We start from the raw sequence: 24,272 nt of genomic DNA, 5'->3' as shown, positions 1-24,272 counted from the left end.
AGGACGGACCCCTTGCCGTCAACAGCGCAGCGAGGCCCGCCCACGTCGCAGGCAAAACAAAAGCACTGCCAGCGTCACTGCCACCGCCGGCCAGTCACCCCAGCGTGACCAAGGGGTCGGGGGCAGCGCGCCGGGCAGGGGTGCGTCAATCCGCCCGGTAAGGTTCAGTCCCAGACTGGCCCGGATCCCGCCGCGTGCATCAATCACTGCCGAGACGCCGGTATTTGCCGCCCGCATAAGTGGCAGGCCTGACTCGATAGTGCGCAGCCGCGCCTGCGCCAGATGTTGCCACGGTCCCGATATCTGTCCGAACCACCCGTCATTCGTGACCTGTAACAGCCAGTCAGGCCGATCCTCGCCCGAAATCAGATGCCGCGAAAAGACGGCCTCATAGCAGATCAGCGGCTGCATCGCAGGCAGGCCGGGCAGGCGCATGACCTGTGGGCCGGGACCCGCAGAATAGCCAAAGCCATGCTGCGCGGCAAAGGCGCGGATGCCGAAACGGGCCATCACATCGCCCCATGGCGTATATTCGCCAAAGGGGACGAGGTGAAACTTGTCATAGACCGGACCGATACCGGCGTCTGAAAACTGGGTCAGGCTGTTGAAATAGCGGCTGCCTTCGCTGCGCTGGATGCCCAGAATGACCGGCGCGCCAACATAGGCCGAGATGTCCTGCGCCGCAGTTCCCGATTGGTTCAGCAGGAAGTTCACCGCCGTTTCCGGCCAGATCATCACATCGGGTGCGGGCTTGCCGGGGTCGCGGGCCGCCGAAAGCTCAAGCAGGCGGCCGAAAAAGACCTCGGACCACACGGGATCCCATTTCAGTGCCTGCGTGGCATTAGGTTGGACCAGCCGCAGGTGCAGCCCGGTATCAGGTGGCAGTGGCTGGGCAAGGCGGGCGAGACCCGCGCTCCATGCCGTGGCGATGACGAGGATCGACAGGACCCAGCCCGGCAGAGCTGCAAACCGGCCCGGGCGATGAAAGATCAGCGGCAGGGCGGCGGCAAGCATGGTCAGGGCCGACAGGCCGATTGAGCCAAATGTGGCTGCGATCTGCGCAGCCGGAGTATTGATCCAGATATGGCCGGTCAGCGCCCAGGGCAGACCGGTGAATATCCAGCCCCGCAGCCAGTCCGACAGGACCATCAGCGCGGCAAAGGCCACCCCCTGACGGGGAAAGCCGGGGGCAATCCGCACTGCAAGCCATGCAGGAATGGTCCAGAAAAGTGCTGCGCCTGCCGCCATGAACAGCAAGGCAAAGGGGGCCATCCAGCCATAGACCTCGGGTTCAACGAGAAAGGGTTCGATGATCCAGAACATGGCAAGGGCAAAGTGCCCAAGCCCGGCTGCAAAGACCTGCAAGGCGGCCCATCGCGCGGTGTCTGCCGTTGCGACCTGCCGGCAGACAAGGGCCAATGCGATGACCGTCAGCGGCCACAATTCCCACGGCGCCTGACCCAGTGCCGCAAGCGCGCCAAGGCCTGCGTTGGCGGCAAGAGCGGCCCAGAACGCGCGTCGTGGCGAGGACATGAGGGCCGGACGGGCCATGATTTGGATCAGGTCGTGGTTGCCGTATCGTCCGGGTTCGGCGCGGTGGCTTCGGCAGGTTCCGCCTTGGCCCCAGCGTCAGTCCCGGTCTCGGGGGCGCTTGCCGGCTTGGTGCGGGGCTTGCGCGGCGCGCGCGGTTTGGCGGGTGCTTTGGCCGCAGGTTTCGCCCCGGTTTGTTCCTCAGCCTTGTCAGCTGCCTTGGGCGCCGTCTTGCGCTTGCGCTTGGGCGCTGCCGCCGGTGCCGTCTCGGGGACGGTCTCGGCAGCTACATCGGTCGCCGGTTTGGGCGAAACTGTTTCGGCCCCCTGCACTTCGGCGGCTGCTTCGGGCGCAGGCTCTGCCTTGGCCTCGGCCTTGGGCGCGCGCGGTTTGCGCTTGCGGGCCGGTTTGGCAGGGGCAGGGACCTTGGCCTCAGGGGGGGTGGCTTCGGCGGTGGTAGCAGCTTCCTCTGCCGAAAGCGGCGTCGGGGCTGGGGCCGTAGCCTCGGGGGCAGGTGTCTCAGCCATCGGAGCGGTTTCGACCTTGCCATGGCTCACCGGTGCGACGGTTTCGGCCGGGGTGGCCTCGACCTGCTCGACCTGCGCGTCGATCGGGTCGCGGAAGGCAGGGCGGAAAATACGGGTCAGGAAGTCCGGGATATGATCCCCCATCCCGACTACCGGATGACGGTCCGTGCGCCGGTCGTGACGGTCATGGCGGTCGTGACGTTCTCCATGACGTTCACGCCGGTCATGGCGACGCTCGACGGGTTCGACGGGATGGGCCACAACCTGCACCTCTTCGACCGGGGCGGGGGGACGCTGTTCGCTGTCGTCACGACGGCCGCGGCGGTCGCGATCACGGTCGCGGCCACGATCCTTGCGACCATTTTCACGCGCCGGACGTGCCGGAGCCTGTGCGGCTGCGGAAAGCGTAAAGCCTTCGGGCAGGGACGCGCGCGGCAGGGCCTGTTTGACAAGCGCCTCAATCGCACCAAGCAGCTTTTCATCCGCAGGCGTCGAAATCGAGATCGCGGTGCCCTGACGGCCGGCCCGGCCAGTTCGGCCGATGCGGTGGACGTAGTCCTCGGCATGGCTCGGCAGGTCAAAGTTAAAGACGTGGCTGACCGCCGGAATATCAAGCCCGCGCGCCGCCACATCCGAGGCGACGAGGAAACGCAAAGTGCCGTCGCGGAAGCCATCGAGTGTCGCCATGCGGTGACGCTGGTCCAGATCGCCATGGATAGGCGCAGCGTCAAAGCCGTGCACCTTGAGCGATTTGGCGACAATATCCACGTCAGTCTTGCGGTTGCAGAAGATGATCGCGTTCTTGAGCCCCTCGCCTTCGGCGTGGATCAGGGCGCGCAGCAACTCGCGCTTTTGCTTGGCGGTCTGATCGCGGCGGGTGGGCGTCAGTTCGACGAGCTTTTGGGTGATCGTCTCGCTGGTGGTTGCCTGGCGCGCAACCTCGATCCGCTCGGGCAAATGCAGGAAGGTGTCGGTGATACGCTCGATCTCGGGCGCCATGGTGGCGCTGAAAAACAGCGTCTGCCGGGTAAAGGGCGTCAGCTGGAAGATACGCTCGATATCGGGGATGAAGCCCATGTCGAGCATCCGGTCGGCCTCATCGACGACCATGATCTCGACGCCCGTAAGCAACAGCTTGCCACGCTCAAAATGATCAAGCAGGCGGCCAGGGGTGGCGATCAGCACGTCCACGCCGCGGTCGATCAGCCGGTCCTGTTCCGCAAACGAAACACCGCCGATCAGCAGGGCCTTGGTCAGCCGGGTGTATTTGGCATAGATGTCAAAGTTCTCGGCCACCTGCGCGGCCAGTTCGCGCGTCGGGCACAGAACCAGACTGCGCGGCATACGCGCCCGCGCCCGGCCACGGCCAAGGCGGGTGATCGTCGGCAAAGTGAAGCTTGCGGTCTTGCCGGTGCCGGTCTGAGCAATGCCCAGCACGTCCCGCCCTTCGAGCGCAGGGGGAATCGCCCCGGCCTGAATCGGCGTCGGGGCCTCATAGCCTGCCTCGGCAATGGCTTTCAGAACCTTGGGGTCAAGCTTCAGATCAGAAAATTTGGTCATTCAGGGCTTTCGTATCAATGCGCGGACCATGCCGCGCCGTCCTTTGCGTCCATTGCCGCCCACCCGGTCACCGGGATGATCAGCCGTTCGGGACGCAATTTCCGCACGCCCCTCGCCTTGCCTGCCGGATGCAGACAGCGCGGGCCTAGCTGAAAACCTGCCCTTCGTCAATCTGATGCCGGTTTTTCGGTCATGCGTAGCTGCCTTGTCCCGGGCTCTGGCCCGGTTGACGGCCCCCATAACCAAGCGTTATCCCGGCCCGGACTTATGGATGGAAGCCATGAACCTATTCTCGGATATCCGTGCGCTGGTCCTTGATGCGCTGGCACAGATGGAACAGGCGGGCGAGCTGCCTTCGGGCCTCGACACCGCGAACGTGACGGTCGAGCCGCCTCGGGACCCGGCCCATGGCGATATGGCCACGAACGCTGCCATGGTGCTGGCCAAGCCCGCCGGAAAGAAGCCGCGCGAGATCGCCGAAACGCTGGCCGCGCGTCTGGGTGCCGATCCGCGCATTACCTCGGCCGAGGTGGCTGGGCCGGGATTTTTGAACCTGCGCCTTGCGCCCTCTGAATGGCAGGGTGTGATCCGCGCCGCGCTGAAGGTCGGGGCGGATTACGGCCGCTCGGACATGGGTAAGGGCAAACGGATCAACGTCGAATTCGTCAGCGCCAACCCGACCGGGCCGATGCACGTCGGTCATACCCGTGGCGCGGTCTTTGGTGATGCGCTGGCGGCGCTGCTCGATTTCTCGGGACATGATGTCACGCGCGAATACTATATCAATGATGGCGGGGCACAGGTCGATGTGCTGGCGCGTTCGGCCTATGAGCGTTACCGCGAGGCGAACGGCCTTGAGCCCGAGATCCGCGACGGACTTTACCCCGGCGACTATCTGATCGCGGTCGGCGAGGCGCTGAAAGAGAAATACGGCACAAGCCTGCTCGACAAGCCGGAATCCGAATGGCTGGCCGAGGTGCGTGAATTCGCCACCGACGCGATGATGCAGATGATCCGCGAGGATCTGGCGCTGCTCAATGTCCATATGGATGTGTTCTCAAGCGAAAAGGCGCTTTACGGCACTGGCCGGATCGAGGCTGCAATCGCGCGGCTGCGCGAAGCCGGCCTGATCTATGAGGGCGTGCTTGAGCCGCCAAAGGGCAAGACCCCCGAGGATTGGGAGCCGCGCGAACAAACTCTGTTCCGCTCGACCGCGCATGGTGACGATGTGGATCGCCCGGTCAAGAAATCGGACGGCAGCTGGACCTATTTCGCCCCGGACATTGCCTATCACTGGGACAAGATCGACCGCGGGTTTGACGCGCTGATCGACGTGTTCGGCGCCGACCATGGCGGTTATGTCAAGCGTATGACCGCTGCCGTCAAGGCGCTGTCGAATGGCCGGGTGCCGCTGGATGTCAAGCTGATCCAGCTTGTGCGGCTGTTCAAGAACGGCGAGCCCTTCAAGATGTCCAAGCGCGCCGGGACCTTTGTCACCCTGCGCGATGTGGTCGAGCAGGCCGGCTCGGATGTCACCCGTTTCCACATGCTGACGCGCAAGAACGATGCGGCGCTGGATTTCGACTTTGACAAGGTGCTTGAGCAGTCCAAGGACAACCCGGTCTGGTACGTTCAATATGCCAGCGCCCGGGTGAACTCGGTCCTGAACAAGGCGGGCGAAATGGGCGTCGATACCTCGGACGCGGCGCTTTCGAAGGCGGATCTGGCGCAAATTTCGCATCCGGCCGAGCTGGATCTGGCCCGGAAAGTTGCAGAATGGCCACGCACGGTCGAAATCGCCGCCCGGGCGCATGAGCCGCATCGGGTCGCTTTCTTCCTCTACGATATCGCCTCTGCGCTGCATTCGCTGTGGAACCGCGGCAATGACGAACCGGCCCTGCGCTTTCTGCAGGACGGGGATTCGCAGGCGACCGCCGCGAAAATTGCCCTTGTACGGTCTGTCGGCGTTGTCATTTCGGCCGGCCTTGGTATCTTGGGAGTGACTCCGGCCAAGGAAATGCGCTGACACAGGCGCCCGGCCGGGGACGTAAAGATAAACGAGCAGCGTCGGAAAAACCGGCAGGCAGGCAGGAATGACGGTGGTAGATTTCCGCTCCTCGGGCGGGTTTGAAGGGGCGCAGCCTCGCGGGCTGTCGCATGACCATACCTATGCCGACGGGCATCAGGGTTATCAGGACGACTGGCAGGATGAGGGCTGGGATGATCATCGTTACCAGACCGAGGCCGATTCGCTGGTCGAAGCTCCGACACTTGTTGGACGCATTTCACGGCTGACCCATTATCTGGGCGCCCTCGTCTCGGTCGGGCTGATCGTGATGCTGGTGGTCTGGGGTTATAAGCTGGTGGTGCGCGATGTGTCCGGCGTGCCGGTGATCCGCGCCATCGAAGGCGAGGCCCGCACCGCGCCCGATAATCCGGGTGGTGAACTGACCGACCGCATCGGGCTGGCCGTCAACACGGTTGCAGCCGGGACCGAGCCGGGGCAGGTGGACCAGGTGGCGATCGCGCCGTCCTCGACCCCGCTTGGCGGTCAGGACGTGCCGATGGGCGAACTGGGCGCGACCGCGCAAGAGCCCTCGCATCCTCTTGATTTGCCGCTTGTTGATGAGCCGAGCCGCGTTATTGCGCGTCCCGACGGCGAAGTTGCCGAAGAGGCCGCGGCCAACGCTGTCGCCAATGCGGTTATCTCGGACGCTCCGGCTGCCGACGCGCCGGTGAATGAGGCTGTGACCGATCTGGCCGGGAATGAACCGCGCGATATCGCCATTACTACTGCATTGGCCGAAGCCTCTGCTGCGCCGTCCGCCGGTGCCATCGCGCAATCTGCCCGGCCTGCGCCGCGTCCGCGCCGCGTGGCTGCGGCGGCCCCGGTTGTCGCCAGCGACGCCGCCCCGGCTGCCGCTGCTGTGGAAAGCCGTCCGGCCGAGCAGCCGCAGACCCCTGCTGCAGCCCCGGTCAAGGTTGCCTCGGGTGCGCCGCTTGTTCAGATCGGCGCCTTTGACAGTGATGCGCTGGCGCGTGGCGAATGGAACCGCGTCTCGGGCAAGCTCTCGGCACTCTTTGCCGGCAAGGGCATGGTCGTGCAGGAGCATAAGGCCAATGGCCGCACCTTCTGGCGCCTGCGCGCCGCGGGCTTTGCCTCGCGAGACGAGGCACGGCGTTTCTGCGCCGCTCTGATTGCCGAGGGCGTGGACTGTATCCCTGCCTCGGCGAAGTAAGCCGATGCCGGGAGCCACCATCCTTGGCGGTATCGCCGGCCCGGACCTGAGCCGGGCCGAGCGCGATTTTTTCCGCGCAGCGAACCCTTGGGGCTTTATCCTGTTTGCGCGCAATGTCGATACGCCGGACCGCTTGCGCCGGCTGACGGCAGATCTGCGCGAGGCCGTGGGGCGTGATGCCCCGGTCCTGATTGATCAAGAGGGCGGGCGCGTCCAGCGTCTGCGGGCCCCGCACTGGACCGAATGGCCCGCGCCCCTGGATCAGGCAGGTCGGGGAGAACGCGCGATCTGGCTGCATCATTATCTGCTGGCACAGGAGCTGCGTGCCGTCGGTATTGATGCCGATTGCGCCCCGGTCCTGGACATTGCGCGCGAGGATACGCATCCTTTCCTTAAAAACCGCTGTCTTGGTACGGATGCCGATACGGTGATCCGGCTGGGCCGGACGGCTGCCTCGGCCATGCTGGCCGCCGGGGTGTTGCCGGTCGTCAAACATATGCCGGGTCACGGTCGGGCTCGGGTCGATAGCCACAAGGACCTGCCGGTGGTCGAGGCGCCTCTGGACGAGCTGCGCCAGACTGATTTTGCGCCCTTCCGCGCCCTTGCCGACCTGCCGATGGCAATGACCGCGCATATCCGGTTTACAGCCATCGACGATGCGCCCGCCACTGCCTCTGCGCCGGTGATCGAGGTGATCCGGCGCGAGATCGGCTTTGCCGGTCTGCTCATGTCCGATGATATCGGGATGCAGGCGCTGTCGGGCACGCTGGCCGGGCGTGCCGCTGCGGCTATGGCCGCCGGTTGCGATCTGGTCCTGTCCTGCAACGAGACGCTTGAGCAGATGGAGCAGGTCGTCGCGGCTGCCGGGGCGATGTCCCATCGTGCCATTGAACGCGGCGAGGTGGCGCTGGCCTTGCGGCACGCACCTGCCGATCAGGATATCGCTGCGCTTCGCGCGGAACTGACCGCGCTTGGCGGGCTTGCGGCCTGATTGGTTGACTAAGGCGGGCCCATGACGGATTCTGCACGGGTTCCTTACCCGGAAGCGTCATGACCAAGGTGCCCTATCTGACCCCTGTGCCCGACCCTGATCCCGGGCCGGCACCACATCTGCCGGGGCTTGAGCCGCAGGCCGTGGCCGAGCGCCGTGCCGAAGAGGTGCTGGTCGTTGATGTCTCGGGCTTTGAAGGGCCGCTTGATCTTTTGCTGACCCTGTCACGGACGCAAAAGGTCGATCTGATGCAGATCTCGGTTCTGGAGCTGGCCAACCAATATCTGTCCTTTGTCGATCAGGCCCGGGCGCTGCGTATAGAACTGGCGGCTGATTATCTGGTCATGGCCGCATGGCTTGCCTATCTGAAATCTCGCCTTCTGCTACCCCCTGATCCCGAGGCCGAGGGTCCGAGCGCCGAGGAAATGGCCGCACATCTGGCCTTTCAGCTTGAGCGGCTGAATGCGATGCGCGAGGCAGCGGCGCGGCTGATGACCCGCGATCGGCTGGGTCAGGACCGTTTCCCGCGCGGAGCCCCCGAGACCGTGGTGCAAAAGCGACGGGTCACCTGGCAGGCCGGGCTGATTGACCTGATGCGCGCCTATGCACGGCTGCGCACCCGTGACGAGTTCCGCCCCTATGCGTTTGACCGCCGCGATGTTCTGACGATGGAACAGGCTCTTGACCGTGTGCGTGGGCTGATTGGCTTTGCCGGTGACTGGACAGAGCTTGCTGCCTTTTTGCCAGCAGGGTGGGACGCCGATCCACAGCGCCGCCGCTCGGCCACCGCCGCAACATTTGCCGCGACGCTGGAGCTTGCCCGCCAGGGCGCGCTGGAGATCAGCCAGTCCGACACTTTTGCCCCAATCACTATCCGCAGGCGTCCCCAATGAGTCAGGACGATCAAGACCCAGATCAGAAGCGTTTTCCGCCACCTCCACTTGCCGAGCAGGAGCGTATGGTCGAAGCGATCCTTTTTGCCTCGGCCGAGCCGATGAGCCAGCGCGAGATTTCGGCGCGCCTGCCCGCGGGCTGTGACGCAGGCGAGGCCCTGCAGGCACTTCGAACGCGCTATGAAGGGCGGGGGGTGCAGTTGGCGCGCGTCGGCGATTCCTGGGCGTTTCGCACCGCCGCCGATCTGGGCTTTCTGATGCAGGACAATGTGGTTGAAAGTCGTCGTCTGTCCCGTGCTGCGACCGAAACCCTTGCCATCATCGCCTATCACCAGCCCGTCACCCGGGCCGAGATCGAAGAGATTCGCGGCGTCGCAGTCAGTCGGGGCACTCTGGACCAGTTGATTGAACTTGGCTGGGTTCGCATCGGCCGCCGTCGTCAGACTCCGGGCAGGCCGGTGACTTTTGTTGTGACCGAAAGCTTTCTGGACCATTTCGGATTGGAAAGCGCCCGTGACCTGCCGGGGCTGGCTGAGCTGCGCGCCGCAGGTTTGCTGGATTCGCGCCCGCCCGGCGAGGCCGGGGCGCCGGGACTTTTCGACACCGAGCCTGAGGATGATGCCGAGGTTCTGGCCGAAGATTTATTCGAGGATGAGTGAGATGTTTAGGGTAACTTTATGAATTGGAACCAACTTATCAATATGCTGACGCGCATGTTTGGCAATCGTTTACTGAACTGGGGCGTCCGGCGGATGAATGCGCCGAAACCAGGTGAAAAGCGTACCGCTGAGCAGCGTCGCCGTGACAAGGCTGCGCGTGAGACAACGAAGCGCTTTCAACAGGTAACGCGGATCCTGCGGCGGATGCGGTAGCTGGGCCGCCGCGGTCATGTGTCAAAACCGGTGTCAAAAGATCTGAGCCTGTTTTTCGTGGCATCAGCTGGGAATAACCGATTGCAGAGGATTGCGGGCAGGGAGGCGTGATCTTCGGCGTTCGGCGTCGGCGCGCAGTCGTTCGCGGTTCTCGGCCTCGCGGCGCAGATAGGTGCGCCGAGATATCGGAGATGCGCAGCTTGTGGGCGATCCGGGCAATGGACAGACCCTGCGCATAGGAATGGGCAGCAAGCCATGGCTTCGCGGGGGGATGCGGCGGGACAGCGTGGCGAGGGTCGCGAACGCCTCGGCAGACTTGCGCCCGAACATCTGCACCAGCTCGTTGGTGTCGCGAGGGTTCTTGCCGATGTAAAGCTCGGCATCACCGAAGGCGAGAATGAAGCGAATCGCGCCCTCAAGCCCGGGGACCTGGACGAAAGGCGCGACCTGCGCCGTCACCGCAGCCTCGATCTCGGCAAAGGTCATGTGCGAAAGCCGCGCTTCGACAAAGGCGCGCAATTCGGAGTCCGAAGCGATCTTGCCCGGTCGGCCCGGACGATGCGCAGCCACATGCTGCAACAGGGCTTCATCAGGCGTTGAACTGGCGTTTTGTGTTTCTTTCGCGGTGGATCTGCGCTCCGGCCGCCCGTCACGGCCCGATCCGGTCAATCAGAAGCGATTCGGGCTTGAGGCCGAGTTGCTCGCAGATCGCGATTTCCTCAGCCGAACGGATCGCCGCGCCGCCGTTTTGCGCAAATCCGGGCGGCATGGTCGATGTGGCCGCGGGCTGGAACAGATGCGCGGACAGCGGGATCGACTTCTTGATGAACAGATCTAAGCTCGGTTGGTCCGACATGCAGGGGGCCATCGCCCAGTTGCGCATAGCAGGCGAGAGATAGCCCCGAGCGAAAGCGTCATCGACCCGCGCTTTGGCGTTCTGTTCGCATAGCACGGCCTGTGCCTCATTGCGCTCGGTCAGGACCGCTTGCAGCATCTCCGCCAGCACGAAGCGGGCCGGATCCGGTTCACCCTGCGCATAGCGCGGTATCCGGTTTTCTTGCCCGAGGTCGCGCGCGATCACGTCCAGCTCGGCCAGCTGCGCGACGGCGCCTTTGGCCCCGTCGCCCGGCCCAGCATGTCGCGCAAGCGTTGCAGCAGGTCCAGAATGTCGGCTTTGCTGGCATCGGGTGCAAGCCCCAACGCCTCGGCCACGACCTGGGCGGCGATGCTGGGGATGTCACCGTCCTGACCCTCTTCGGCAAGCGCAGTCAGGCGCAGCGCGGGCGAATGCACCAGACCTGCGCCCTTGATCATCGTAACCTTCCCGCCGGACTTGAGGTATTTGATCGCCGGGCTGAGATAGCGATATTCGCGGTTGGCGATCATCTCGCGGGCGCGCGCGGTCCATTCGATGCGGCCCCAGATACCATCCGCCCGGCGCATCAGTTCCTTCACCCAACCAGCCGCCGGAACCGGACCATTCAGGCGGGCCTCGGGTCGGTCGTTCTTCGATCGGCAGATCGACCGCCCGCGCGCGGAAGGTGGCGATCAGCGCAGCGGGGTCCGAGTTGTCGAACACCCGCCCGTCGCGTGCGGCGAAGTGGCCAAGCGGCAAGAGATGAACCCATTCCGGGGCCTGGCCTTCGGCGGTCAGCGTCAGGTCAACGGCGAATTCGATAGGACGGCTCATGCCAGCGCCCGCGTCAAGGCTTCGTCCAGGCGAACCCATACACCCGAGGAATCCACGTCCTCGACCACCCCGGCGGGCGAGCGGGTGGTGCTGCCATCGGTCTTTGCCACCGTGCGATCATCCACGATAAAGCAGATCTATCGTTAACCGTTGAGTGTCCGCTTAACGATAGATCTGCGTAAAACCGTGCGCACCTTTTCAGCTAACCTATTGATTTTTCGACGCCAGAATATACACGATTCCACGAAAAAGGCGACTTGCGTGCCGAAAGGCTCAAACTTTTTGACACTCACCCTTGCAACCCATTGATTTTACACGCTCGGTAAATCGCAGAGTCTCAAACCTCTTGTCACCTGTCAGCCGCGCGACTCCACCGGGATATTGGGGCACGAAAGAAGCAGAGGCGCATTCGGGCGTCGGGGAAGTCAAGCGAACTGCTTGGCCAGCTTAAGGCCCTGGCCTTGGTAGTTCGATGCGATTCCGGTGCCGTAAAGGCGTTCGGGGCGCGCTGCCATGCGTTCATAGACCAGGCGGCCGACGACCTGACCGTGCTCGAGCGCAAAGGGTGCTTCGTGGCAGCGTACCTCGAGCACGCCGCGCGCGCCTTTGCCAGCAGCGCCGTGGCCGAAGCCGGGGTCGAAGAACCCTGCATAATGAACCCGGAATTCACCCACCATGGCCAGATAAGGGGCCATTTCGGCGGCATAATCGGGCGGGATCGCCACTGCCTCACGGCTGACGAGGATGTAGAAGGCACCGGGGTCGAGGATCAGCTGGCCGTCTGTGGTGTGTAATTCATCCCAGAAATCGCGTGCTTGATAGGCGCCGATGCGGTCAAGGTCGATGACACCGCTGTGGGGGCGGGCGCGATATCCGACGAGATCGCCTTGGGTGGGCCGCAGATCTACCGAGAAGCCGAGACCGTCGTCGATCAGTGCCTCACCCGTTACCAGCGGCTCCTGCCTGTGCAGGTGATGCAATTCGGTATCGGAAAGAACCGCCTGGCCCTGTCGCAATCGCAGCTGGTTCAGGCGCATGCCCGGCCGGACCAGTACCGAGAAGCTGCGCGGGCAGATTTCGGCGTAAAGGGGGCCGTCATAGCCTTCGGCAAGGCGATCAAATTCGGTGCCTTCGTCAGTGACGAGCCGCGTCAGCAGATCGAGCCGCCCGGTTGAGCTTTTCGCATTGGCGACGGCATCGAGGCCTTGGGGCAGGGACAGCCGCTCCATCAGCGGGACCAGATAGACGCAGCCTTTTTCAAGCACTGCACCGCCGGTCAGGTCCATGCGGTGCATTTCGAAATCCGCGAGCCGGTCGCTGACCTTGCGCCCGCGTCCAGCAAGGAATGAAGCGCGCAGCCGCCATGCGGTGCTGCCCAGGCGCAGATCAAGGCTTGCGGGCTGAATCTGTTCGGGCAGGATCGGCTGGTCAGCCGAGATCGCCCCGCTTTCGATCAGCTGGCGCAGGGCGGTATCGGGAAGGACTCCGTTCACGCAAAACCCCTTTGGCAAAAGGAAACGCCCATCCCCGGGTGGGGATGGGCGTTTTCGGAATGGTCGGGCCGGCGAGATTCGAACTCGCGGCCTTCCGCCCCCCAGACGGACGCGCTAACCAGGCTGCGCCACGGCCCGACGAGGGGCATATAGAGCGAAGCGGGCGCCCAGCACAAGAGGCCAAGGGTGGAATTTTCACCAAGATTTTCGATTGCTGGGGATAAGATCCCATGCGGCGCGCGGCTGCAGGCAATCATGCGCGCTGACAAAGATTCTGCAGGGCGTCGTGCAGGGCTTTTGCCGTGGCTGGAAGAGTGCGATCCTGCCATTCGTGCTGACGAAGCGCGAGCGCAGTTGCGGCCAACCGCGAGAGCCAATCAGGCGTTGGGGAGGGGACAGAAGGCGAGGGGACAGAAGGCTGGGCGGGCGCTGCCGCAGGTTCCAGCCCGGCAAACAATGGCAATGATTCGGGTTCGCGTGATGTGACGCGTGAGATTCTGACCGGTCGCGCTGGTGGTTGCAGTGCAGCAGGCGCTGGTTCGGGCACGGCAAGGCGCACTGCCGGGGCGGCTGGTTGAGCTGTTGCAGCATCTTCCCTGGTTTCGCCCAGCCTTGCAGCGCCGATTTCGCGCAAGCCTGCACCACGGTCGGCGGCGATAAGACGCTTGGCGCCGCGGATGCTGAGGCCTTCCTCGCGCATGACCTGATAGAGGCCGGCGACGAGGCGGACGTCATCAGGCCGGTAATAGCGACGCCCATCCGCACGCTTTACCGGAGCCAATTGTGAAAATTGCGTTTCCCAATATCGCAGGACATGCGGCGCGACGCCAACGAGGCGCGAGACCTCTCCGATGGATCTGAAGGCGTCGGGGGATTTGCTCATCAGCCCTTGCGCCTGTTCCCGGCTGCAACACGATCCTTCATCAGATGCGACGGACGGAAGGACAGAACCCGGCGTGGCGTGATCGGCACTTCTTCGCCGGTCTTGGGGTTGCGGCCGACGCGTTCATTCTTGTCGCGGACTGAGAAGGTGCCAAAGGACGAGATCTTGACCTGCTCGCCGCGCACCAGCGCGTCCGAGATATGGCCAAGCACGCTCTCGACAAGCTGAGCCGATTCGTGGCGGGACAGTCCCACCTCACGGAACACGGCTTCTGCCAGATCCATGCGGGTCAAGGTGGAGTCGCTCATCTCGGAAACCTCTTGAATGCTGTGAAGGATGATTTCTTTAAAGCGTCGAGTCAACAACTGCGACCGGATTCCGTTCCATCATTCCTTGATTTTGTTTCGCATTATTCGCGCCTTACCACCACAATGCGTAGTAGACATCCTGCTGGGCAGCTTGGAAGCACAGAGATTCAACCCTATCTTGAAAAGGAAAGGGATTGGATGGAGCAAATCTCATGGCGGGTGGCTGGGCGCATGATGATGCGGTGAACGAGCAGATCGAGGTCTCGACGCAAGAGGCGATCGAGCGCATGCGGCTGCGTAATGCGCAGCGCGTTGCCCGTGAAAGCGCCGGGTTCTGCGACGAATGCGATGAGCCGATTCCTGAGGCGCGCCGGCAGGCTATTCCTGGCGTCCGGCTATGCGTTGATTGCCAGTCCGGCCGCGATAAAGCCTGGAAGCCGGCCGCAGGTATCAACCGGCGCGGCTCAAAGGATTCGCAGCTGAAATAGTGCTTACCAACGCAGGACGACCGAGCCCCAGGCAAGGCCGCCGCCGATAGCCTCGGCCACCAGAATATCACCGGATTGGAAACGGCCTTCGGAATTGGCTACCGACATTGCAAGCGGGATCGAAGCTGCCGAGGTATTGCCGTGATCGGCCACCGTCAGCACGACTTTCTCCATCGGCAGCTGCATCCGCCTGGCGGTCGCTTCGATAATGCGCAGGTTGGCCTGGTGCGGCACCAGCCAATCAACCTCTTGCGGCGCAAGGCCTGCCTTGTCGAGCGCGCGATGTGCGGTATCGGCAAGTTTCTCAACAGCGTGACGGAAGACCAGGTTGCCCTGCATGCGCAGATGCCCTGCCGTACCGGTTGAGGCGACGCCGCCATCGACATAGAGCAGGTCGCGATACTGCCCGTCGCTGTTCAGATCTGTCGCAAGGATGCCGCGATCCGAAGAATCGCCCGCACCATCGGCGGCCTCAAGCACCACCGCCCCGGCACCGTCGCCAAAAAGCACGCAGGTTGAGCGGTCGGTCCAGTCCATGATCCGGCTGAAGGTCTCGGCCCCGATCAGCAGGATGCGATCCGCAAGGCCAGCGCGGATCATGGCGTCGGCATTGGCGAGCGCATAGATGAAGCCCGCGCAGACCGCCTGTACATCATAGGCAAAGCCGCTGCGCATCCCAATACCGGCCTGCACCATGGTCGCAACCGAAGGAAAAGTCAGATCGGGCGTCGAGGTTGCGACGATTACCGCATCTATCTGACCGGCGGTGATCCCGGCATTGGCCAGCGCAGCCTGCGCAGCGTGGATGCCCAGATCGCTGGTGCGCTGGTCATCGGCGGCAAAATGGCGCCGCTCGATGCCGGTGCGGGTGCGGATCCATTCGTCGCTGGTGTCCAGCTTGTCCTCGAACCAAGTATTCTCGACCACGCGCTCAGGCAGGTAGTGACCGGTTCCCCGGACGATCGCACGCCGCATCAGGACGCCTCGCTTTCCTTGCTGCCGTTGATTTGGCTGGCTGCCGCGACGGATTGCGCTACACGGGCGGCCAGCCGTTCCTGAAAACCGGATTGGGCCAGCCGGAAGGCCAGCTTGATTGCTGCGGAAACGCCGGTCGCATCGGACGAGCCGTGCGATTTCACCACGGTTCCGTTCAGTCCCAGAAAGACGCCGCCGTTGACGCGGCGCGGGTCGATGCGCTTTTGCAGCCGGCGGAGTGAGCCCATCGCCAGCAGGGCCGCGAATTTGGACAGCACCGATTTTCCGAACGCTTCCTTAAGGAAATCGCCGACCAGCTTTGCCGTGCCTTCGCCGGTTTTCAGCGCGACATTGCCGGTAAAGCCGTCAGTCACGATCACATCCACCCGATCCGATGGCAGGTCGCCGCCTTCGACAAAGCCGACATAGCGAAAGTTCGCAGCCTGCGCGGTGGTGGGGATCAGTTCATGGGCCTGTTTCAGCTCGGGCCTGCCCTTATGCTCTTCGGTGCCGACGTTCAAAAGACCGACGCGCGGGCTTTCCAGTCCAAAGCCGTTACGGGCGTAGGACGCCCCCATCAGCGCATAAGTCAGCAGATCCTGGGCATCGGCCCGGATATCGGCGCCGACATCCAGCATGACATTGAAGCCCTGCGGATTTCGCGACGGCCAGAGGCAGGCGATGGCAGGCCGGTTGACGCCGGGCAGCTTGCGCAGCCGCATCATCGACAGCGCCATCAGCGCCCCGGTATTGCCGCAAGAGACTGCGGCAGTCGCTTCGCCCTGACGCACCGATTCGATGGCAGACCACATCGAGGTGCCTTCGCCTTTGCGAAGCACCTGACTGGGCTTGTCATCCATGGTGACCACACCGCTGGCGTCGCGGATGTCGCAACGCCCGGCCAGGCCGCTGCGGCGGCTGATCAGCCGCTCAAGCTCGGCTTTCGGGCCGTGGACGACAAAGCGGATATGCGGGTTCTTCTGGGCGCTTTCAGCGACGCCAGCGATCACCGTCGCCGGACCGCGATCGCCGCCCATCGCATCGACCGAGATCACCACGCCGCCCCCGTCACCAGAGACGCGAGGCAGGGAACTGGTTTCTGCCGAAGCCATATCCGCGGTCGGTCCGCTTAGGCCGCGTCTTCGTCCAGATCGACCTCATTGGCCTGCGCGACCACCTCGCGGTCGGCATAATGGCCGCAGGAGGGGCAGACGTGATGCGGGCGCTTCAGCTCACCGCAGTTCGGGCATTCATTCGGGTTGCCGGCGACGAGCGCGTCATGCGAGCGACGCATGTTGCGGCGGGAGCGGGTAACTCGGTTCTGAGGGACGGCCATGTCACAACCTCAACTGGTTCGGGGGGCAACCCGGCAGGGCGGCCCCGGATTCGGTGTTCGGGTCTGGCGCGGGCATAGGCTACCGGAACGCTGACCGCAAGTCGCCAAAACTGGTCGCTAAGCGGGGGTCGCGGTCCGGGGTTCCCCCGCCGGTCGAATGAACGCGGGAAAATAGCGCCATTTTTGCATTTCGCAAGGGAAATCTTTGAAAAAGCTTTTCGGACCAGTAATGAAAAAGCGGCGCTGATGCGCCGCCTCTTCAGATTGTGTTTTTAGACGGGAAACCGCTCCTGCCAGGACCGCTTTAGCGGCCAAGCTTGGCGTGTACCTCGTCCAGATCAACCTCGCCCTTGGGCATCTTGTTGTCGGGATTGTCAAAGTCGTAACGGAAGAGCTGGAAGTCCTTTTTATAGACCTCCCAGACCAGATGGCGCGACAGGTCGTCGAAATAATCGCTGACCTTATGCGCGCGCTTGGGGCCGTGCCCCTCTGATTCGTTGAACTTTGGCACATCGTTCACGTCGAGCTTTACCGGGGTCGGTGAGGCATCCAGCACCTTTTGCATGCCTTCGTTGAACTTTTCGGTAAAGAAGATCTGATCATAGCGCCCGCCGTTCACGATGAAGGTGGCGATATGACCGGACATGGCAGACCAGTGGATGTCGGGCTCCATCGGGCGGCGCCAGCGAATGGTGTCGCGCGCAAACAGCAGAAACCGGCGGAAGCTCTTGATCTGATCGAACTCGAAGCCGTTCTCGGGGCTGCCGACATCGACGCCGTAGCGCTGCATCAGCTGCGGCACGAGGTTGCCGCGGTAGCGTTTGCCATTGCGCTGGATGCCGGCAATCTTGTCGAAAAACGAGGACAGGATACGTGCATAGGGGTTGCGCACGCAGGTGAACGTCAGCGCCTTGTGCGCCTGTACATTCGCCTCGATGAGCGGTTGGCTGTCAGGCTGGTTCCACTTGTGCAGTCCGCTGGTGGAATCGTGGATGTCACCATCGAAGTACCGCCCATGGTCGGAATAGAACATGATCTGTCCGATCGAGGAGCAGGCGCATTTCGGCACCACCCGATAGACCATGCTTTCGCTTTCCGTCATCCAGGTTCCAGGAAAACCCATTCTACTATTATCCTTCACGAAGCTGCTCTTGGTCGGAGTAAGCGACCCGCCGGGTTGCCCATCCGGCCAAAATCGGTAAGGACAAAAAGCAAATCGCAGGAGAAAATTCAACCTGCTGTAACGCGTTCCCCCTTCATGTTGATGGGATAGGTTTATAATAGATGGCACGAATTGCCTTCATTCTCCTTTGCCACAAGGATCCCAAAGGCGTTATCGCGCAGGCGCGTCGCCTTGCTGCATCGGGTGATTATGTCTCAATTCACTTTGATGCGCGCGCTAACCCTCGGGATTACGAGCAAATTCGCGGGGCGTTGGGGGGCAACCCGTCGGTGACTTTTGTCCAGCGGCGCTGGAAATGCGGCTGGGGCGAATGGTCCCTTGTGGCCGCCACGCTTGAGGCCGTGCGTGCCGCAATTGTCGCATTTCCACAGGCGACGCATTTTTACATGCTTTCCGGCGATTGCATGCCGATCAAATCGGCCGAATATGCCCATGCCTTTCTGGATGCAGAAGACTGCGACTATATCGAAAGTTTCGACTTTTTCGAATCGGGCTGGATCAAGACCGGCTTCAAGGAAGAGCGGCTGATCTATCGTCACTGGTTCAACGAACGTACCCAAAAGTGGCTCTTCTACACCAGCTACAACCTGCAGAAACGGTTTGGTCTGACTCGCAAGGTGCCTGCCGACATTCAGGTCATGATCGGTTCGCAATGGTGGTGTCTGCGCCGTCAGACCGTCGAGAAGGTGCTTGAGTTCTGCGCCAACCGTCCCGACGTAATGCGCTTTTTCGCCACCACATGGATTCCGGACGAGACCTTCTTTCAGACCATCGTGCCCCACGTCGTGCCGGGAAAAGAGATCCGGGCGCGCACGCTGACCTATCTGATCTTTACCGATTACGGCATGCCGGTCACCTTTTACAACGACCACTATGATCTGCTCATGGGGCAGAACTACCTGTTTGCCCGCAAGATCAGCCCCGAGGCGATCCGCCTGCGTGAGCGGCTTGGCGCGCTTTGGACAGCCAAAGATGTGCATTTTCCGATCTCGAACGAGGCAACGGGGCTGTTTCGTTTTCTGACCGGGCGGGGCCGGGTCGGGCGGCGCTTTGGCCAGCGTTTCTGGGAGGCCGAGGGCAGTCTTGGCCGCTCAAACACATTGCTTCTGGTGGCTTCCAAGAAATGGCATGTCGCGAAACGGCTGACGGCCTCGATTCGGCAGCATACCAAGATCCCGGCAGTCGATTTCGCCTTTAACGAACTTGAGGCGGGGTTGCCTGATCTTGGCGGGGTCGAAACTACGGTCGAAAAGCGTCACCGTCACCGGCGCGCGCTGATCCGGCTGCTGTTTCAACACTTTGAATCGAACCGGTTGATCCTGTGTCTGGACCCGTCCGAGCTTTATCTGATTCAGGACCTGACCTCGGACAAGGCGGATACGCGCGTCCTGATGATTGATTCGCAGTTTGACGACGACTACCTGCGTGGCCATATCGCCCGCGTGGGGCTGGCCGGGGCCGAGACTGCGCCCGGCGTGGTCGATCGGCTGCTGCCTCTGGTGCGCGCGGATCTTGAGCATGAGGCCGAGCGGTTGCGTGATATGGAATTCGCTGCTTTCCATGCCATTGCGCCCTGGCGCTCGGCCGAAGAGAATGCCGCGCAGCTTGCGCGCTTCCTTGAAGTTCCGGCCAGAACGGCGCTGATGCTTGCCAGAACCCCGGACCTGTTCAGTGACTGAGGAGAGAGCGGATGCCCGCCTATGACGACAACAACATTTTTGCCCGCATCCTGCGTGGAGAGATCCCGAACGACACCGTGCTGGAGACCGGACATACGCTGGTCTTTCGTGACATCCGTCCGCAGGCGCCGGTGCATGTGCTGGTGATCCCAAAAGGCGCCTATGTCAGCTATGACGACTTTTCGGCCAATGCCTCGGATGCCGAGATCGTGGATTTCCACCGGGCGGTGGCGCGGGTGACGCGCGATCTGGGTGTGTCGCTGGACAGCGGACAGGGTTTCCGTGCCATTACCAATGCCGGTGCCCATGGCGTGCAGGAGGTTCCGCATTTCCACCTGCACATCCTTGGCGGTCGCCCGATGGGGCGGATGGTTCAGCCCGATTAGGGGCGCGGGCGCGCGGTCAGCTGGACAAAGACATCCTCAAGATCGGGCGCCTCGACCGTGACATCGCGGATCGGCAGGCCCGCTGCGCGCAGCGCGTCGATCAGCCGGTCCGCCGTTACCCGTGAGGGCGCATAGCTGAGTGCAAGACGGCCATCTGCGCGCCGTTCGGCACGGGCTGCCTCGGGCAAGTGGGGCAGGGTACGGGCATCCCCCGTATCGACAACCAACGTTTTGGAATCCGCGCGGCCAAGCAGGGCCGAGGTATCCTCGCAAAGCACCAGCTCGCCGTGGTCGATGATGGCGATGCGGTCGCACATCTCTTCGGCTTCTTCCAGATAGTGGGTGGTCAGGATGATGGTCATCCCCTGTTCGTTTAGCCGCCGGACGTTACGCCATAACATTTCACGCAGCTGGATATCGACGCCTGCCGTCGGCTCGTCCAGAACCAGGATCTGGGGGCGGTGGACAAGCGCCTTGGCAAGCAACAGGCGACGCTTCATTCCGCCTGATAGGTGGCGAGAATAGCTTTCGGCCTGTTCGGTCAGCCCCACAAGCGCTAACAGCTCATCGGTCCAGCGTTCACGTCTGGGTACACCGTACAGGCCCGCCTGCACCTCAAGGCTGGCACGCGGGGTCAGGAACGGGTCGATGTTCAACTCTTGCGGCATCACACCGATGGCGGCGCGGGACTGGCGCGGGTTTACGTCCTGATCAAAGCCCCAGATCGTCACCTTGCCCGAGGTTTTGCGTACCAGACCGGCAAGGATGTTGATCGTGGTCGACTTTCCCGCCCCGTTTGGCCCCAGAAGGCCGAAGATCGATCCGGCAGGAATCGCCAGATCCAGCCCTTTCAGAGCGTGCTTTTCCGGCTGTTTGCCCGCCGCGGCATAGGTCTTGGCCAGACCGCTGATTTCGATAGCGTTGGGATTGCTTGCGGGGGCTGGCATCGGCTCACCACGTTCATTAATATCGCGACCGGTTTAAACCTGTTTGTTGTCAGAGCTCAAGGAACCGCCATGACCATTCCGGCCCCCGAGATACAAACCGTCACCTCCTGGAAGATTGCCTGCGACGGAGACGAAAAGCGGGGATTGGGTCATCCGCGCGTCTGGCTGGCCATCCCGCGGGATACCGGCTGGGTCGAATGCGGCTATTGCGACAAGCGTTTCGTCATCGACCGCGAACACGCGCACGACGACCACTGATCCTGGCTGTAGCCTGAAATGACAGGGCGGCGGCATCATGCCTGCCGCCTGATGGCCTATGCGTGGCTGACGCTGCGGGCAGGCTGGGGGCCGGTGCTTGCTCTTGGCCCGCCGGGCGCTTCGTGGCAGTAAGAAGGCCGAAACGACAGGCAGGAGGATGCGCAGATGGGTGAGGCAACCGACAATGAGGCTTTCGGCAAAGGCCACCACCTGCATCTGATCGACGGCTCGGCCTTTATCTTTCGCGCCTATCACGCGCTGCCGCCGCTGACCCGGCGCAGTGACGGGCTGCCGATGGGCGCGGTTGCCGGCTTTTGCAATATGCTGTGGAAATATCTGCAGGACGGCAAGGGTTCGGACCAGCCGACCCATGCGGCGGTGATCTTTGACCATTCGTCGCGCACGTTCCGCAACGAGATCTATCCTCTCTACAAGGCCAACCGCCCCGAGCCGCCCGAAGATCTGCGCCCGCAATTCCCGCTGACGCGTGAGGCGACCCGAGCCTTCAACATCGCCTGTATCGAGACCGAGGGGTATGAGGCTGACGATATCATTGCCACTCTGGCTTGTCGGGCGCGGGATGCGGGCGGGCGTGTGACCATCATCAGTTCGGACAAGGACCTGATGCAGCTTGTCGGCGGCGGGGTCGAAATGATGGACCCGATCAAGAACAAGCCCATCGGCCCCGACGAAGTGTTCGAGAAATTCGGCGTCGGCCCCGAGCGGGTGGTTGATGTGCAGGCGCTTGCAGGCGATTCCGTCGATAACGTGCCCGGTGCGCCCGGCATTGGCATCAAGACCGCCGCCCAGCTTATTCAGGAATACGGCGATCTGGAAACGCTGCTTGCCCGGGCCGAAGAGATCAAGCAGCCCAAGCGTCGCCAGACGCTGATCGACAATGCCGAACAGATCCGCATCTCGAAACGGCTGGTCGAACTTGACTGCGAGACTCCTCTGGAGATGGAGCTTCAAAGCCTCTCGATCCGCGAACCCGAGCCAGAGCCGCTGCTGGAGTTTCTGACCCGGCTTGAGTTGCGCACCCTTGCCCGGCGGGTTGCCGACCGTTTCGAGGTTGAGCCTCCTGTGGTTAGCGAACAGCCCTCGGCCCCGATCACTGCTGCCGCCAGTCCCGCCGCGCCGGTTGCCGAACTGCCGCCCATCGACCGCAGCCTTTACGTCACCATCCGCGATGAGGCGGTGTTGGCTGAATGGCTGACCGAGATTACCGAGAAAGGCATTGTCGCCATTGATACCGAAACGACCGGCCTTGATGAGATGCAGGCCGGGCTGGTCGGGATTTCGCTCTGCACCGGACCGGGGCGGGCCGCCTATCTGCCGCTTGGCCATGTCGAGGGCACGGCCGACCTTTTTGGTTCTGGTGCATTGGTCGAGGGGCAGATGCCGGTCGAGCGTGCGCTTGAATTGCTCAAGCCGGTGCTTGAGGACCCGGCGGTGCTGAAGATCGGCCAGAACATCAAATATGACTGGAAGGTTCTGGCCCGCCACGGCATCCGGATGGTGCCCATCGACGACACCATGTTGCTGTCTTATGCGCAGAATGCCGGGGCGCATAACCACGGCATGGATGAACTGGCCGAGCTGTATCTTGGCCATCGCTGCGTGCCGATCAAAGAGTTGATCGGGACGGGCCGGACCCAGATCAGCTTTGCCGAGGTGCCGGTTGACAAGGCCAGTGAATATGCCGCCGAGGATGCCGAGGTGACATGGCGGCTTTGGGACCATTTACGTCCGAAACTTGCCCCTAACCATGTCACTACCGCCTATGAGAGGCTGGAACGTCCCATGGTGCCCGTCCTTGCTGATATGGAGATGACGGGCATCCGCATCGACGCTGAACATCTGCGGAGGATGTCCAGCGCCTTTGCGCAGAAGATGGCGGCGCTGGAAGCAGAAATTCATACCCTCGCCGGTGGCCCTTTCAACGTCGGCAGCCCCAAGCAGCTGGGTGAAATCCTGTTTGAACGTATGGGCCTGCAAGGCGGCAAGCAGGGCAAGACCGGGGCGTTTTCGACCAGCGCCGAGGTGCTTGAGGATCTTGCCGCCGAGGGGCATGAGCTTCCTGCGCGGGTGCTGGACTGGCGGGCGCTGTCCAAACTGAAGTCGACCTATACCGATGCGCTGCCTCAGCACGTGAACCCCGAAACCGGCCGCGTCCACACCAGCTATTCGATTGCCGGGGCGCAGACCGGACGGCTGGCCTCGACCGATCCCAACCTGCAAAACATCCCGGTCAGGACCGAAGAGGGGCGCCGTATCCGCGAAGCCTTTATTGCCGGGCCGGGGATGCGGCTTGTCAGCCTTGACTACAGCCAGATCGAATTGCGCATCCTTGCCCATGTCGCCCGGATCCCGGCGTTGAAACAGGCGTTCCGCGACGGGATCGACATTCACGCCATGACCGCAAGCCAGATGTTCGGCGTGCCGGTCGAGGGGATGGACCCGATGATCCGCCGCCGCGCCAAGGCGATCAACTTTGGCGTGATCTATGGCATTTCTGGCTTTGGTCTGGCGCGCAACCTGCGCATTCCGCGCGCCGAGGCGCAAAGCTTTATCGACACCTATTTTGAGCGCTTTCCCGAAATCCGCGCCTATATGGATCGCGTGGTGGCCGAGGCCAAGCAGGACGGTTTCGTGCGCACCCTCTTTGGGCGCCGGATCATGACACCTGGCATCAACCAGTCCGGTCCGGCAGCGGGCGGGGCGCGTCGCGCGGCGATCAATGCGCCAATTCAGGGTGCGGCCGCCGATATCATCCGTCGCGCCATGATCCGTATGCCCGATGCAATCAGGCATTTGCCGGCCCGGATGCTGCTGCAGGTGCATGACGAACTGGTCTTTGAGGTTGAGGAAACAGCGGTGCCCGAACTGATCGAGGTGGCGCGCGATGTGATGCAGGGCGCGGCAGATCCTGCTGTTCAGCTGGATGTGCCGCTGATCGTCGAGGCAGGGCAGGGCCTGAACTGGGCCGAGGCGCATTAAGCGGGCATGTCTCCGGTCAGCAGCACCAGGCAAT

The 24,272-nt window shown here is 62.8% G+C and carries 24 protein-coding genes and 1 tRNA gene; 11 read left to right on the top strand and 14 right to left on the bottom strand.

Annotated elements, in window-relative coordinates:
- Positions 1 to 18 precede the first annotated feature (18 nt).
- Together lnt and F8A10_RS06845 are read right to left on the bottom strand one after the other, a co-directional pair.
- Positions 19 to 1,551 carry an apolipoprotein N-acyltransferase gene (lnt, locus tag F8A10_RS06850; RefSeq protein ID WP_010392439.1) on the bottom strand — a complete coding sequence of 511 codons (1,533 nt, stop codon included), beginning with the start codon at positions 1,549 to 1,551 and terminating at the stop codon, positions 19 to 21.
- A gap of 8 nt (positions 1,552 to 1,559) precedes the next feature.
- The gene (locus F8A10_RS06845; protein WP_152366968.1) at positions 1,560 to 3,617 is read right to left on the bottom strand and encodes a DEAD/DEAH box helicase; all 2,058 of its coding nucleotides are present in this window, start codon (positions 3,615 to 3,617) and stop codon (positions 1,560 to 1,562) included.
- A 280-nt stretch (positions 3,618 to 3,897) separates the two neighbouring features.
- On the opposite strand from F8A10_RS06845, the gene argS reads away from it, so the two are divergent.
- From argS to scpB, 5 genes are all read left to right on the top strand, one after another.
- Positions 3,898 to 5,643: an arginine--tRNA ligase gene (gene argS / locus F8A10_RS06840; protein ID WP_010392435.1), complete on the top strand. Its 1,746-nt coding sequence runs from the start codon at positions 3,898 to 3,900 to the stop codon at positions 5,641 to 5,643.
- A 67-nt stretch (positions 5,644 to 5,710) separates the two neighbouring features.
- Entirely contained in the window at positions 5,711 to 6,856 is a 1,146-nt protein-coding gene (locus F8A10_RS06835) for an SPOR domain-containing protein (protein WP_085501084.1), read from the top strand.
- Positions 6,857 to 6,860: 4 nt separating this feature from the next.
- Entirely contained in the window at positions 6,861 to 7,847 is a 987-nt protein-coding gene (gene nagZ / locus F8A10_RS06830) for a beta-N-acetylhexosaminidase (RefSeq protein ID WP_152366967.1), read from the top strand.
- 59 nt (positions 7,848 to 7,906) lie between these two features.
- Positions 7,907 to 8,740 carry a segregation and condensation protein A gene (locus F8A10_RS06825; protein WP_152366966.1) on the top strand — a complete coding sequence of 278 codons (834 nt, stop codon included), beginning with the start codon at positions 7,907 to 7,909 and terminating at the stop codon, positions 8,738 to 8,740.
- The gene (gene scpB / locus F8A10_RS06820) at positions 8,737 to 9,399 is read left to right on the top strand and encodes an SMC-Scp complex subunit ScpB (protein WP_152366965.1); all 663 of its coding nucleotides are present in this window, start codon (positions 8,737 to 8,739) and stop codon (positions 9,397 to 9,399) included. The genes F8A10_RS06825 and scpB overlap by 4 nt, the downstream gene beginning before the upstream one ends.
- A gap of 276 nt (positions 9,400 to 9,675) precedes the next feature.
- Here scpB and F8A10_RS06810 read toward each other — a convergent pair whose 3' ends face one another.
- The 3 genes from F8A10_RS06810 to F8A10_RS21665 form a co-directional block, all read right to left on the bottom strand.
- On the bottom strand, positions 9,676 to 10,191 hold the full coding sequence (locus tag F8A10_RS06810; RefSeq protein ID WP_152366964.1) for a hypothetical protein: 516 nt from the start codon (positions 10,189 to 10,191) through the stop codon (positions 9,676 to 9,678).
- A 70-nt stretch (positions 10,192 to 10,261) separates the two neighbouring features.
- Positions 10,262 to 10,693 carry a phage protease gene (locus F8A10_RS21670; protein WP_193668091.1) on the bottom strand — a complete coding sequence of 144 codons (432 nt, stop codon included), beginning with the start codon at positions 10,691 to 10,693 and terminating at the stop codon, positions 10,262 to 10,264.
- Positions 10,690 to 11,055 (bottom strand): phage protease, encoded by a 366-nt coding sequence (locus F8A10_RS21665; protein ID WP_152367349.1) that lies wholly within the window; start codon positions 11,053 to 11,055, stop codon positions 10,690 to 10,692. The genes F8A10_RS21670 and F8A10_RS21665 overlap by 4 nt, the downstream gene beginning before the upstream one ends.
- A gap of 175 nt (positions 11,056 to 11,230) precedes the next feature.
- On the opposite strand from F8A10_RS21665, the gene F8A10_RS06795 reads away from it, so the two are divergent.
- Positions 11,231 to 11,449, top strand: a complete 219-nt coding sequence (locus F8A10_RS06795; protein ID WP_152366962.1) for a hypothetical protein — start codon at positions 11,231 to 11,233, stop codon at positions 11,447 to 11,449.
- Positions 11,450 to 11,727: 278 nt separating this feature from the next.
- On the opposite strand, the gene F8A10_RS06790 is transcribed toward F8A10_RS06795, so the two are convergent.
- The 4 genes from F8A10_RS06790 to ihfA form a co-directional block, all read right to left on the bottom strand.
- The gene (locus F8A10_RS06790; RefSeq protein WP_010392417.1) at positions 11,728 to 12,795 is read right to left on the bottom strand and encodes a 2'-deoxycytidine 5'-triphosphate deaminase; all 1,068 of its coding nucleotides are present in this window, start codon (positions 12,793 to 12,795) and stop codon (positions 11,728 to 11,730) included.
- Between the two features lie 60 nt (positions 12,796 to 12,855).
- A tRNA-Pro gene (locus tag F8A10_RS06785) sits at positions 12,856 to 12,933 on the bottom strand.
- A 115-nt stretch (positions 12,934 to 13,048) separates the two neighbouring features.
- A complete protein-coding gene (locus F8A10_RS06780) occupies positions 13,049 to 13,678 on the bottom strand; it encodes a MerR family transcriptional regulator (protein WP_152366961.1) in 630 nt (209 codons plus the stop codon).
- Entirely contained in the window at positions 13,678 to 13,986 is a 309-nt protein-coding gene (gene ihfA / locus F8A10_RS06775; protein WP_010392413.1) for an integration host factor subunit alpha, read from the bottom strand. Before ihfA ends, F8A10_RS06780 begins: the two co-directional genes overlap by 1 nt.
- Positions 13,987 to 14,198: 212 nt before the next feature.
- Here ihfA and F8A10_RS06770 point away from each other — a divergent pair, with 212 nt between their 5' ends.
- Positions 14,199 to 14,474 (top strand): DksA/TraR family C4-type zinc finger protein, encoded by a 276-nt coding sequence (locus F8A10_RS06770; RefSeq protein ID WP_010392412.1) that lies wholly within the window; start codon positions 14,199 to 14,201, stop codon positions 14,472 to 14,474.
- Between the two features lie 3 nt (positions 14,475 to 14,477).
- Here the strand turns inward: F8A10_RS06770 and F8A10_RS06765 are convergent, their stop codons facing one another.
- The 4 genes from F8A10_RS06765 to F8A10_RS06750 form a co-directional block, all read right to left on the bottom strand.
- A complete protein-coding gene (locus tag F8A10_RS06765) occupies positions 14,478 to 15,449 on the bottom strand; it encodes a beta-ketoacyl-ACP synthase III (protein WP_152366960.1) in 972 nt (323 codons plus the stop codon).
- Positions 15,449 to 16,561 carry a phosphate acyltransferase PlsX gene (gene plsX, locus F8A10_RS06760; RefSeq protein WP_152366959.1) on the bottom strand — a complete coding sequence of 371 codons (1,113 nt, stop codon included), beginning with the start codon at positions 16,559 to 16,561 and terminating at the stop codon, positions 15,449 to 15,451. Before plsX ends, F8A10_RS06765 begins: the two co-directional genes overlap by 1 nt.
- Before the next feature lie 17 nt (positions 16,562 to 16,578).
- Entirely contained in the window at positions 16,579 to 16,785 is a 207-nt protein-coding gene (gene rpmF / locus F8A10_RS06755; RefSeq protein ID WP_010392407.1) for a 50S ribosomal protein L32, read from the bottom strand.
- A gap of 304 nt (positions 16,786 to 17,089) precedes the next feature.
- Positions 17,090 to 17,908, bottom strand: a complete 819-nt coding sequence (locus F8A10_RS06750; protein WP_010392405.1) for a sulfotransferase family protein — start codon at positions 17,906 to 17,908, stop codon at positions 17,090 to 17,092.
- 161 nt (positions 17,909 to 18,069) lie between these two features.
- Between F8A10_RS06750 and F8A10_RS06745 the strand changes: the two genes are divergently transcribed.
- Complete coding sequence (locus tag F8A10_RS06745; protein WP_085501079.1) at positions 18,070 to 19,647, top strand: DUF5928 domain-containing protein; 1,578 nt, start codon at positions 18,070 to 18,072, stop codon at positions 19,645 to 19,647.
- 11 nt (positions 19,648 to 19,658) lie between these two features.
- Positions 19,659 to 20,033 carry a histidine triad nucleotide-binding protein gene (locus tag F8A10_RS06740; RefSeq protein WP_010392402.1) on the top strand — a complete coding sequence of 125 codons (375 nt, stop codon included), beginning with the start codon at positions 19,659 to 19,661 and terminating at the stop codon, positions 20,031 to 20,033.
- On the opposite strand, the gene F8A10_RS06735 is transcribed toward F8A10_RS06740, so the two are convergent.
- A complete protein-coding gene (locus F8A10_RS06735; RefSeq protein ID WP_152366958.1) occupies positions 20,030 to 20,980 on the bottom strand; it encodes an ABC transporter ATP-binding protein in 951 nt (316 codons plus the stop codon). The two genes, F8A10_RS06740 and F8A10_RS06735, sit on opposite strands and share 4 nt — an antisense overlap.
- A 69-nt stretch (positions 20,981 to 21,049) precedes the next feature.
- Here F8A10_RS06735 and F8A10_RS06730 point away from each other — a divergent pair, with 69 nt between their 5' ends.
- Positions 21,050 to 21,238, top strand: a complete 189-nt coding sequence (locus tag F8A10_RS06730) for a zinc-finger domain-containing protein (protein WP_010392399.1) — start codon at positions 21,050 to 21,052, stop codon at positions 21,236 to 21,238.
- A gap of 165 nt (positions 21,239 to 21,403) precedes the next feature.
- Positions 21,404 to 24,238 carry a DNA polymerase I gene (gene polA, locus F8A10_RS06725; RefSeq protein ID WP_152366957.1) on the top strand — a complete coding sequence of 945 codons (2,835 nt, stop codon included), beginning with the start codon at positions 21,404 to 21,406 and terminating at the stop codon, positions 24,236 to 24,238.
- The last annotated feature ends 34 nt before the right edge of the window (positions 24,239 to 24,272 follow it).

It is taken from the genome of Paracoccus kondratievae (assembly GCF_009301415.1).
Lineage (GTDB): Bacteria > Pseudomonadota > Alphaproteobacteria > Rhodobacterales > Rhodobacteraceae > Paracoccus > Paracoccus kondratievae.
This window is presented reverse-complemented; position numbering and strand designations above follow the sequence as displayed.